Here is a 13,330-nt window from a genome sequence, read left to right as displayed (position 1 = left end):
GTGCCCTTCGAGCGCCTGGTCGAACTGCTCGCGCCCGAGCGCTCGCAGTCGCGCAACCCGCTGTTCCAGGTGATGCTGGCCTTCCAGAACCTGGACCGCACCACCCTCGAACTGCCCGGCCTGGCAGTGTCGGCGCTCGACCTCGACGAGAGCGTTGCCCGCTTCGACCTGCAGTTCACCCTCTCCGAGCTGGGCGAACCCGGCCACGGCGGGATGGCACTGGCACTGAACTACGCCACCGAACTGTTCGACGAGGACACCGTCGCCGGCATCGCCGTGCGCTGGCAGCGAGTCCTCGAGGCCGTCGCCGCCGATGCCGACATCACGGTCGGCGCGATCGACGTGCTCGACGCGGCAGAACGGTCCGACCTGGTGTTCCGGGTCGGCGAACCGCCGGTGCCCGCACGTACCCTGCGCAACCTCCTGGCCGACGCCGTCGCACAGAACCCGACCGGCACCGCCGTCGTGTTCCAGGGGACCAGTGTTTCCTACGCCGAGCTCGACGAACGCTCGAACCGTTTGGCGCGCTTGCTGATCGCCGAGGGCATCGGCGCCGAGGATCTCGTCGCGATCGGCGTTCCGCGATCGGCCGACTCGGTGCTGGCAGCGTGGGCCGTCGCCAAGACCGGCGCCGCTTTCGTCCCGGTCGACCCGACCTACCCCGCCGACCGCATCGCCCACATGGTCACCGACTCCGGTTCGCCGCTGGGTATCACTGTCGCCTCTGTGCTGGGCGGACTTCCGGACATCGCGCCGCGCGATGCCGCCGGTATCGAATCCACGCCGCACGCGACGGCGACACTCGACAGCTCGGCCGCGGATGCTGCTGCCGCTGGCTGGCTGGTACTCGACGAGCTCGACCTCGCTCGTTTCGACGGCGGGCCGATCGCCGACGACGAGCTCGTGCGGGCGACCACCCCCGAGCAGCCCGCCTACGTCATCTACACCTCCGGCTCGACCGGCGTGCCCAAGGGCGTCGTCGTCACCCATGCCGGTCTCGCGAACTTCGGTGAGGAGCAGGCCGAGCGCTACGCCCTCGATACCGGCACGCGCGCACTGCATTTCGCCTCGCCCTCGTTCGACGCCTCGATCCTCGAACTGCTGCTGGCCCTGGCCCGCGGTGGCGCGCTGGTCGTCGTCCCGCCGGGCGTCTACGGCGGCGACGAGCTGTCCGAGCTGATCCGCACCGAGCGGGTCACGCACGCCTTCATCACCCCCGCCGCCCTGGCGACCTTCGACCCCAGCGGCCTCGATTCGCTGCGCGTCCTGGTCGCCGGTGGCGAAGCGGTCCCCGCCGATCTGGTGTCGAAGTGGGCAGTTCCCTTGGCGGATGGCACAACTCGCGCCTTCCACAACGGTTACGGCCCCACCGAGACCACGATCATGACCAACATCAGCGCCGCGCTGACGCCGGGCGAGCTGGTCACCATCGGTGGGCCGACTCGCGGCATGCGGTCGCTGATCCTGGACGCCCAGCTCCAGCCCGTTCCGGTGGGTGTCGCGGGTGAGCTCTACCTGTCGGGCATCCAGCTGGCCCGTGGGTATCACGCCCGCGCCGGACTCACCGCCGACCGGTTCGTCGCCGACCCGTTCATTCCGGGCGAGCGGATGTACCGCACCGGCGACGTGGTGCGCTGGACCGCCGAGCGCACCGTCGAGTACGTCGGTCGTTCCGACTTCCAGGTCAAGATCCGCGGCTTCCGGATCGAACTGGGAGAGATCGACTCCGCCCTCGCCTCGCACGAGACCGTCGACTTCGCCACCACCGTCGGCCACAAGAGCACCGCGGGCGCCGTCTCGCTGGTCGCGTATGTGGTTGCCGCGCCGGGTCATTCGATCGATGTCGCCGCACTGACCGCGCACGTCGAGGATCGTCTGCCCGCGTACATGGTGCCGTCGTCGATCATGGTGATCGACCACGTGCCGCTCACCCCGGTCGGCAAGCTCGACCGAAAGGCTTTGCCGGAGCCGGTGTTCGCCACCGAGGTCACCTTCCGGGCCGCGCGCAACCCGATCGAGCAGACCATCGCCGAGGTCTTCGCCGAGGTGCTCGGGGTGGAACGCGTGGGCGTGGACGATTCGTTCTTCGCGCTCGGCGGCGATTCGATCGTCTCCATCCAGCTCGTCTCCCGGGCCAAGGCTCGCGGCGTGCTGTTCTCCCCGCGCAACGTCTTCGAGCAGCGCACCGTCGCCGGCCTGGCCTCGGTCGCCGAAACCGCCGATGTCGCGGCGGCTTCCGCGATCACGCTGGCAGAGCTGCCGGGCGGTGGCGTCGGCGAGATGCCGCTGACCCCGGTCGTGCGGTTCATGGCCGAGCGTCCCGGTTCGTTCGACCGGTTCAACCAGACCATGGCGCTGGAACTGCCGGTCGGCATCGACCGCGCGGGCATCGCCGCCACCGTCGGCGCGGTCATCGACCGCCACGACATGCTGCGCTCGCGCCTGCACCAGGTCGACGGCCGCTGGGTCGTCGACACCGCCCCCACCGGCACTGTCGACGCCACCGCGCTCATCGACCACACCTCGTTCGACCCCGCCGTCTCCGATGCCGAACTGGTCGAAATCGCCGCCACCGCGCTGGATGCCGGCCTCGACCGCCTCGACCCGGCCAACGGCGTCGTCGTGCGCTTCGTCTGGCTGGAACCGGAGCTGAACGCAGGATCAGCCACCGCGGATGGGCTCACCGCCGCGGGCACCAATGCCACCGCGGAGGGGTTGGCGGTCACGCAGACCAGCGATGCCGCCGCGACCGGTGGTGCCGCCGGTTCCGCCAACGCCCGTCGGGCCGGTCGCCTGATCGTCGTCGCCCACCACCTCGTGGTCGACGGTGTTTCGTGGCGCATCCTCGTGCCCGACTTCGTGTCCGCGTGGGGTCAGCTCTCCGCCGGACAGCAGCCGGAACTCGTCGCACCCGCCACCTCCATGCGGGCATGGGCGCACGCCCTCGCGGACGAGGCGCGCACCACCGACCGTGCCGCAGAACTCGACTTCTGGCGTGAGGTCGTCGCGACCCCCGACCCGCTGCTCACCGAGCGGCCGATGGACCCGGCGGTCGACGTCTCCGGTGTCGTGGAGAAGCTGCCGGTCGAGGTGTCCGCCGAGGTCACCAAGGCCCTGCTCACCACCGTCCCCGCGCTGTTCCACGGTGGCGTCAACGACGGTCTGCTCACCGCGCTGGCGCTGGCCGCCGCCAAGTGGCGCTCCACCCGGACCGGTCCCGGCGCGCTCGGCAACGGCCACCGCGCCGACCCGAGCGGCGACGCGGTGCTGGTGCGTCTGGAAGGCCACGGTCGCGAGGAAGAGGTCGCGCCCGGCGCCGACCTGTCGCGCACCGTCGGCTGGTTCACCGCCATCTTCCCGGTCCGCCTCGACCTGGCCGGCATCGACATCGATGCCGCGCTCGCCGGTGGTCCGGCGCTGGGACAGGCCGTCAAGGCGGTCAAGGAACAGCTGCTCGCGGTGCCCGACAAGGGCATCGGTTACGGCCTGCTGCGGTACATGAACGCCGAGACCGCCGTCGAACTGCCCACGCAGCTCCCCGGCCAGATCAGCTTCAACTACCTCGGCCGCGTCGCCGACAGCGACGTCCCCGACGCGCTGCGCGGCTTCGGCTGGATCCCCGCGCCCGAGCTGGCCGCCCTCGGCGGCGCCTACGACGCCGACATGCCCGCGATGGCGCCCCTCGATGTCAACGCGATCGTCGTCGGCGACAAGCTCAGCGCCAATATCGGCTACCCGAGCACCCTGCTCGCCGAGGCCGAGGTCCGCGAATTCGCCGACCTGTGGATCACCGCGCTGGAAGCCGTTGCCCGGCACGCCAATTCGGCCGACGCGGGCGGCCACACGCCGTCCGACTTCGCCCTCGTGCGCTCCACCCAGCGCGATATCGACACCTGGGAGAAGCGCTACCCCGAGCTGACCCAGGTGTGGCCGCTCGCCGCCCTGCAGGCAGGTCTGTTCTTCCACGCCCGGCTGGCCGCCACCTCGGTCGACGTCTACACCGCCCAGGCCGTCCTCACACTTACCGGTCGCGTCGACGCCACCCGTCTGCGTGCCGCCGCCCAGGCGCTGCTCGACCGCCACGAAACCCTGCGCACCGCGTTCGTCACCGACCACGACGGCAACGCCGTGCAGGTCGTCCTCGACACCACCCGCGTGGCCTGGACCGAACACGACCGCATCGAGACCGGCGAATTCGCCGACCTCGTCGAGGCCGACCGCACTGCCCGCTTCGACCTGGCCAACCCGCCGCTGATCCGCTTCACCCTGATCCAGATCGCCGAGCACGAATGGCGCTTCGTGGTGTCCAACCACCACATCCTGCTGGACGGCTGGTCGACGCCGCTGGTCATGCGCGACCTGCTCGCCCTCTACGCCCTGCACGGCGACGCGAGCGCGCTGCCCGCCGTCCGCTCCTACCGACACTTCCTGGAATGGGTCGGCCGTCAGGATCATTCGGTCTCGGTCGAAGCCTGGTCGCACGCGCTGCGCGGCGTCACCGAGCCGACCATGCTGGCCCGCCCCGACGCGAGCCGCGAGATCGCCGCCCTGTCCGACGAGTACCTGTTCGACCTCGACGAGCCCACCACGGCGCGGCTCGTGGCGCTGGCCGCCGACCTCGGCGTCACCCCGAACACCGTCCTGCAGGTGGCCTGGTCGATCGTGCTCGGCCGGATGACCGGCCGCGACGACGTGCTCTTCGGCACCACCGTGTCGGGTCGTCCCGCGCAGCTGTCCGGCGTGGAATCCATGGTCGGCCTGTTCATCAACACCGTCCCGGTGCGCGTGCGTTTCGACGCCGCCGAATCGGTGCGCGACGTGCTCACCCGCACCCAGGGCGAGCAGGCCGACCTGCTCGACCACCACTACATCGGCCTCGCCGAGATCCAGTCGGCGGCCGGCGTCGGTGGCCTGTTCGACTCGCTCGTCGTCTTCGAGTCCTACCCGGTCGACGCCGAGGGCATCAAAGCCCAGGCCGCCGATATCGACGGCATGGCCGTCACCGGTCTCGACGCCGCCGACGCCACCCACTACCCGCTGTCGCTGATCGCGCAGCTCGACACCCAGCTGCGCATCCGCGCCGGCTACCTCAGCGATCTGTTCGACACGGCCACCGTGCACCGCATCGCCGAGCGCCTGATCCGGGTGCTCACCGCGATCACCACGGAACCGGCTGTCGCCGTGGGCGATATCGAACTGCTCGATGCCGCCGAACGCGAACTCGTCGTGCGCGAGTGGAACGCCACCGCGCACGAGGTCGACCAGCGGGCCACCCTCGTCTCGATGTTCGAGGCCCAGGTTGCCCGCACGCCGCAGGCCACCGCCCTGTCCTTCGAGGGCACGAGTCTGTCCTACGCCGAGTTCGCCCAGCGGGTCTACCGTCTGTCGCGCTGGCTGATCGACCGCGGCGTCGGCCCGGAAACCTATGTGGCGCTGGGTATGCGCCGCTCGCTCGATCTGGTGATCGGCATGTACGCGGTGAGCGTGGCCGGTGGCGCCTACGTGCCGCTGGATCCCGACCACCCGGCCGAACGCACGGAATACATTCTGGCGACGGCGGATCCGGTGTGTGTGCTCACCTCGGGCACCGATCTGGAGATCGACACCGCACAGGTCCGCATCGATCTGCTCGACCTGGACGGCTACACCGATACCCGCGTCACCGATGCCCAGCGCACAGCCCCGCTGCGTCCGGCGAACACGGCGTACGTGATCTTCACGTCGGGTTCGACGGGTCGTCCGAAGGGTGTGGCGGTCAGCCACGGTGCGATCGTCAACCGTTTGGTGTGGATGCAGGAGGCTTACGGTCTGACCGAGGCCGATGTGGTCTTGCAGAAGACTCCGGCGACGTTCGACGTGTCGGTGTGGGAGTTCTTCTGGCCCTTGCAGATCGGCGCGAAGCTGGTCGTCGCGAAGCCGGACGGCCATCGTGATCCGGCGTACCTTGCCGAGATCATTCACACCGAGGGCGTCACCGTCACCCACTTCGTGCCGTCGATGCTCGCCGTGTTCGTCGCCGACGCCGCGGCCGCGCGCTGCGCGTCGCTGCGGATGGTGTTCGCCTCCGGTGAAGCGTTGCCGCCCAAGCCCGCTCACCGTTTGCGCGAGCTGACCGGCGCCGCCCTGCACAACCTGTACGGCCCCACCGAGGCCGCGGTCGACGTCACCTTCCACGAGGTCGTCGACACCGACGTGGACACGGTGCCGATCGGTGCCCCGGTCTTCAACACCCAGGTCTACGTCCTCGACGCGCGTCTGCGCCCCGTCCCGGTCGGTGTCGCGGGTGAGCTCTACCTCGCCGGTGTGCAGCTGGCGCGCGGCTACGTCGCCCGCCCGGACCTGACCGCCGATCGCTTCGTCGCCGACCCGTTCGGCGACGACGGCGAGCGCATGTACCGCACCGGCGACCTCGTCGCCTGGACCGAACAGGGCGAGCTGGAGTACCTGGGCCGCACCGACTTCCAGGTGAAGCTGCGTGGCCTGCGCATCGAGCTCGGCGAGATCGAGTCCGCGCTGACCGGCCTCGACGAGGTCGCTCAGTCGGTGGTCGTCGTCCGCGGCGATCAGCACACCGGCGACCAGTTGGTCGCCTATGTCATCCCCGCGACCGGCCGCACCGTCGACATCGAGGACGCACGCGAGGAACTGGGCGGCAACCTGCCCGCCTACATGGTGCCCTCGGTCATCGTCGTGCTCGACGAGTTCCCGCTCAACGCCTCCGGCAAGCTCGACCGCAAGGCGCTGCCCGCGCCGGTGTTCGAGGCCGCGGTGTTCCGCGCCCCGACCACCCCGGTCGAGGAAATCGTCGCCGCCACCTTCGCCGGTGTGCTCGGCGTGGATCGGGTCGGCCTGGACGACGACTTCTTCGCGCTCGGCGGTAACTCGCTGACCGCCACCCAGGTCGCCGCCCGCCTGTCGGCCGCGCTGGACACCGATATCGGCGTGCGCGAACTGTTCGAGTCCTCCACCGTCGCCGGGCTGGCCGCGCGGGCCGAGACGCACTCCGGTGCCGAACGCCGCGCGCCGCTGGTGCCGCAGCAGCGCCCCGAGCGGGTGCCGCTGTCGCTGGCCCAGCAGCGGATGTGGTTCCTCAACCGCTTCGACCCCGAGTCCGCGGTGGACAACATTCCCGCCGCCGTCCGGCTGTCGGGCCTGCTCGACCGCCAGGCGCTGCAGGTGGCCGTGGCCGACGTGCTCGCCCGCCACGAATCGCTGCGCAGCTACTACCCGGAGGTGTCCGGCGCCGGCTACCAGGTGATCGTGCCGACCGGCAAGGTCATCCCCGACCTCGCGCCGATCGAGACCACCGCCGCCGAACTGCCGCAACGGCTTTCGGAACTGGTACGCACCGCGTTCGACGTCACCGCCGAGGTGCCGTTCCGCGCGGCCCTGTTCGAGGTGAGCCCCACCGAACACGTGCTTGCCCTTGTCGTGCACCACATCTCGGCCGACGGCTTCTCCATGGGCCCGCTGACCCGCGACGTGATGACCGCCTACAGCGCCCGCGTCGAAGGCGCCGAACCGGCCTGGCGTCCGCTGGAAGTCCAGTACGCCGACTTCGCGCTGTGGCAGCGCGCCGTGCTCGGTGACGAGGACGACGCGAAATCGGTGATCGCCCAGCAGATCTCGTACTGGGGTTCGACCCTGGACGGCCTGCCCGAGCAGCTCGACCTGCCCGCCGACCGGCCGCGCCCGGCGGTCGCCAGCGGCCGCGGCGCCACCCACACCTTCGAGATCGACGCGAAAACCCATGCGGCCCTGACCGAGCTGGCCCGCACCCGCGGCGCGACGCTGTTCATGGTCTCGCACGCGGCGCTGGCACTGCTGCTCTCGCGCCTGTCCGGCGAGCACGACATCGCCATCGGCACCCCCATCGCGGGCCGTGGTGAGCGCGCGCTCGACGACCTGATCGGTATGTTCGTCAACACCCTGGTGCTGCGCACCGAGATCGACAGCGACGCGAGCTTCGCCGACCTGCTCGGTGCGGTCCGCGCGAGCGACATCGCCGCCTTCGGCCACGCCGATCTGCCGTTCGAACGCCTCGTCGAGATCATCAACCCTGCCCGCTCGCAGGCCCGCCACCCGCTGTTCCAGGTCATGCTGGCCTTCCAGAACACCGGCCAGACCAGCCTGGAACTGCCCGGCCTCACCGTGAGCGGCGTCGATCTGCCGATCGACGTGGCCAAGTTCGACCTGCAGGTCGTGCTCACCGAGAAGCCGGGTGAGGCATCGGGCATCGTCGCCGAGCTGATCTACGCCACCGACCTGTTCGACGCGGCGACGATGGACCGCTTCGGTGCCCGCTTCGCCCGCCTGCTGGCCGGCATCGCGGCGGCGCCGAACCGCGCCGTCGGCGATCTCGCGCTGCTCGACTCGGCGGAAACCGCGCTGGCCGTGCACGGTTGGAACGACACCGCCCGTGAGCTGTCCGAGGCGGGCACGCTGGTGGACGAGTTCGCCCGCCAGGCCGCGGCCACGCCCGACGCGGTCGCGATGGTCGACCCCGCCACCGGCGAAACCTTGACCTACGCCGAATTCGCTTCCCGGGTGCACCGGCTGGCGCATCGCCTGATCGAGGCCGGCGTCGGCCCGGAGTCCCTGGTCGCCCTCGGCCTGCGCCGCAGCATCGACCTGGTCGTCGCCGCCTACGCGGTGCAGGAAGCGGGCGGTGGCTACGTGCCGCTGGACCTGGACCAGCCCGCCGACCGCATCGCGTACGTGCTGGAGACCGCCGCACCGGTGGTGGTTCTCACGACGACTCGCGACGGCTTCGAGGATGCCGCACCGACACTGGTCATCGACGCGCTCGATCTCTCGGCGTACCCGGAGACTCCGGTCACCGATGCGGATCGGATCGCGCCGCTGCTCCCGCAGCACCCGGCCTACGTCATCTTCACCTCCGGCTCGACCGGCCGCCCCAAGGGTGTGGCCGTGGCGCACTCGGCCGTGGTGAACCAGATCCGCTGGATCACCGGCGAATACGGCATCGGCGCCGGCGATGTGGTGCTGTTCAAGACGCCCGCCACGTTCGACGTGTCGGTGTGGGAGCTGTTCGGCCCGCTGAGCACCGGCGGCCGGATCGTCGTGGCGAGCCCCGATGGTCACCGCGACCCGCAGTACCTCGCGGATGTCATTGCCGCGCAACGGGTCACGATGACTTCGTTCGTGCCGTCGATGCTCACCGTGTTCGCGGGCAGCATCGATCAGGCCGCGGTCGAGGGCGGAGCTCTGTCCTCGCTGCGCGCTCTGCTGATCGCCGGTGAGGCATTCACCGCCGATACGGTCGTCGCATTCCGCAAGGTGAGCGACGCGGCGCTGTTCAACCTGTACGGCCCCACCGAGTTCACCGTCCACGCGACGCACGGCCCGGTCGCCGACCAGGTCGACGGCGCCGTCCCGATCGGTGCGCCGGTCTGGAACTCGCAGGCCTACGTCCTGGATTCGCGCCTGCACCCCGTGGCCGCCGGTGTCGCCGGTGAGCTGTACCTGGCCGGTGCCCAGCTGGCCCGCGGCTACTTCGGCCGACCGGACCTCACCGCCGATCGCTTTGTCGCCGACCCGTTCGGAACCGACGGCGAACGGATGTACCGCACCGGTGACCTCGTCCGCCGCGACGAGAACGGCGTCATCACCTATCTCGGCCGCACCGACTTCCAGGTGAAGCTGCGTGGTCTGCGGATCGAGCTCGGCGAGATCGAAGCCGCGCTCACCGCGCACAACACCGTGACGCAGGCCGTGGTGGTCGTGCGTTCGGACGCTCGCATCGGTGACCAGCTCGTCGGCTATGTCGTCCCCGCCGTGGGCGAGACCACCGATATCGACGTTCTGCGCGCGCAGCTCGCGGCGCAACTGCCGTCCTACATGGTGCCGGCCGCGTTCGTCGTGATCGACGAGATGCCGCTGAGCGCCAACGGCAAGCTCGACCGTCGTGCCCTGCCCGAGCCGGTGTTCGAGGCGCGCGAGTTCCGTGCGCCGCGCACGCCGATCGAGGAGATCGTCGCCGCCACCTTCGCCGAGGTGCTCGGCCTGTCCGGTGATCGCGCGGTCGGCCTCGACGACGACTTCTTCGACCTGGGCGGCAACTCGCTCATCGCCACCCAGGTGGTCGCCCGCCTCGGTGCCGCCCTCGACACCCGCGTCCCCGTGCGCGCCCTGTTCGAGGCGCCCTCGGTGGCCGCGCTGGCCACCAAGGTCGAGGTCCACGCGGGCAGCGGCAGTCGCCGCGAGCTCGTCGCCGGTGCGCGCCCGGACCAGATCCCGCTCTCGCTCGCCCAGCAGCGCATGTGGTTCCTCAACCGCTTCGACAGCGCGACCGGCGTCAACAACATCCCCCTCGCGGTCCGTCTGACCGGCGACCTCGACATCGACGCCCTGCGCCAGGCCGTCGCCGACGTGGTCGACCGGCACGAGGTGCTGCGCACCGTCTACCCGGAGACCGCCGACGGCCAGGGCGTGCAGGTCGTGCTGCCCGCCGGGCAGATGCCGATCTCGCTGCACCCGATCACCGTCGGCGAGGACGAGATCCGCGATCGCATCAGCGAACTCGTGCTCGCCGGATTCGATGTGACCGCCGAGGTCCCGGTGCGCGCCGAACTGCTGCGCATCGCGGGCTCGATGGACGGCTCGCACCCCGACACCCACGTGCTGGTCTTCGTCGTGCACCACATCTCCGGCGACGGCTGGTCGGTGCGCCCGCTGGCCCGCGACGTGATGATCGCCTACGCCGCCCGCTCGCGCGGTGAGGCGCCCGGCTGGACCCCGCTGCCCGTGCAGTACGCCGACTTCGCCCTGTGGCAGCGCGAAACCCTCGGCTCCGAAGCCGATTCGGCGTCGATGATCGCGCAGCAGGTGGCCTACTGGTCGCAGAACCTGGCCGGGCTGCCCGACCAGCTCGACCTGCCCGCCGATCGGGCCCGTCCCGCCGTCGCGTCCAATCGCGGTGGCGTGCACGAGTTCTCCATCGACCCGGCCCTGTCCGCCGGACTCAACGCGCTGGCCCGCGAACACGGCGCCAGCCTGTTCATGGTCGTGCACGCCGCGTTCGCCGCACTGCTGGCTCGCCTGTCCGGCAGCGACGACATCGCCATCGGTACCGCCGTCGCCGGTCGTGGTGAAGCGGTGCTCGACGATGCCATCGGTATGTTCGTCAACACCCTGGTCCTGCGCAGCGCGGTCGACCCGGCCCAGCCGTTCACCGAGCTGCTCGCGCAGACCAGGGAGAACGACCTCGCCGCCTTCGGCCACGCCGACCTGCCGTTCGAGCGGCTCGTGGAGATCCTCAACCCGGCCCGTTCGCAGGCGCGCCACCCGCTGTTCCAGGTGATGCTGTCCTTCCAGAACACCGGTGAGGCGTCCTTCGAACTGCCCGGCCTCGAGGTCGCGGGCGTGCCCCTCGACGTGGTGACCGCCAAGTTCGATCTGCACCTGAACCTGGCCGATCGTCACCGTGCCGACGGTTCCGCCGACGGCATGACCGCCGAATTCGCCTACGCCACCGACATGTTCGACGCCGACACCATCGCGGTCCTCGCGCAGCGCCTGGTGCGGATGCTGACCGCGGTCGTGGCCAAGCCCGCCCGCGCGATCGGCGAGGTCGAGCTGCTGGCCCCGGCCGAATACCGTCAGGTGGTCACCGACTGGAACGCCACCGAGCATCCGGTCGACCAGGCCGCCACGCTGGTGTCGATGTTCGAGGCACAGGCCGCGGCCAGCCCGCGCGCGACCGCCGTGACGTTCGAGGGGACGAGTCTGTCCTACCGCGAGTTCACCGCGCAGGTGAACCGCCTGGCCCGCCACCTCATCGCCCAGGGCGTCGGCCCGGACACCATGGTCGCGCTCGGCATGCGCCGCTCGCTCGACCTGGTGATCGGCATGTACGCGGTGAGCGTGGCCGGTGGCGCCTACGTGCCGCTGGACCCGGATCACCCAGCCGAGCGCACCCACTACGTGCTCGAGACCGCGGCGCCGGTGTGCGTACTGACCACTGTCCGGGACGAATTCGACGCCGGCTCGACCACCGCGCTGAACATCGAAGGCCTGGATCTCTCGGGTTACTCGGATGCGCCGGTCACCGATGCCGAGCGGATCGCGCCGCTGCGTCCGGCGAACACGGCGTACGTGATCTTCACGTCGGGTTCGACGGGTCGTCCGAAGGGTGTGGCGGTCAGCCACGGTGCGATCGTCAACCGTTTGGTGTGGATGCAGGAGGCTTACGGTCTGACCGAGGCCGATGTGGTCTTGCAGAAGACTCCGGCGACGTTCGACGTGTCGGTGTGGGAGTTCTTCTGGCCCTTGCAGATCGGCGCGCGGCTCGTTGTCGCGAAGCCCGATGGTCACCGCGATCCGGCCTACCTCGCCGAGATCATCGCCACCGAAGGCGTCACCACCGCGCACTTCGTGCCGTCGATGATGTCGGTCTTCGTCGCCGAACTGGCCGAATCCGCCGCCGTGGCGCTCGCCGACGGTGCCGAGGTCTCGAGCAGCCTGCGACTGGTGTTCGCCTCGGGTGAGGCGCTGCCCGCGCCGACCGCCCAGCGGATGCGCGCCCTCACCGGCGCGGCCCTGCACAACCTGTACGGCCCCACCGAAGCCGCCGTCGACGTGACCTTCCACGAGGTCACCGATGCCGACACCACCTCGGTGCCGATCGGTGCGCCGGTCTTCAACACCCAGGTGTACGTGCTGGATTCGCGTCTGCACCCCGCGCCCGTCGGCGTCCCCGGCGAGCTCTACCTGGCCGGTGTCCAGCTGGCGCGCGGTTACGTCAACCGTCCCGACCTCACCGCCGACCGCTTCGTCGCTGATCCGTTCGGCGAGGACGGCGCCCGCATGTACCGCACCGGCGACCTCGTCGCCTGGACCGCGGACGGCGAGCTGGAATACCTGGGCCGCACCGACTTCCAGGTGAAGCTGCGTGGTCTGCGCATCGAACTCGGCGAGATCGAGTCCGCGCTCACCGCGCTGCCCTCGATCGCCCAGTCCGTGGTCGTGGTCCGCTCCGACGAGCGCCTCGGCGACCAGCTGGTCGGCTACCTGATCCCGGCGGCCGGTGCCAGCATCGACCTCGACGCCGTGCGCACCGAACTCGGCGGCGCGCTGCCGGCCTACATGGTCCCCACCGCCTTCGTGATCCTGGATGCCTTCCCGCTCAACGCCTCCGGCAAGCTCGACCGCAAAGCACTGCCCGCGCCGGTGTTCGAGGCGAAGGTGTTCCGCGCGGCGTCCACCCCGATCGAAGAGATCGTGGCGGGCACCTTCGGCGACGTGCTCGGCGTGACCCGCGTCGGCGCCGACGACGACTTCTTCGAACTCGGCGGCAACTCGCTGCTGG

Annotated in this window: 1 protein-coding gene (only partly in view); it reads left to right on the top strand. The window is 70.4% G+C overall.

Every position in this 13,330-nt window falls within one protein-coding gene, locus tag ACWGCN_RS23405, for a non-ribosomal peptide synthase/polyketide synthase, read on the top strand. The gene is 44,091 nt long; 17,235 of those nucleotides lie to the left of the window and 13,526 to its right, leaving coding positions 17,236-30,565 in view — codons 5,746 (complete) to 10,189 (partial); the first codon wholly inside the window starts at position 1. Both codon boundaries (start and stop) fall beyond the window edges.

Source organism: Nocardia sp. NPDC055050 (genome assembly GCF_053608345.1).
This window is presented reverse-complemented; position numbering and strand designations above follow the sequence as displayed.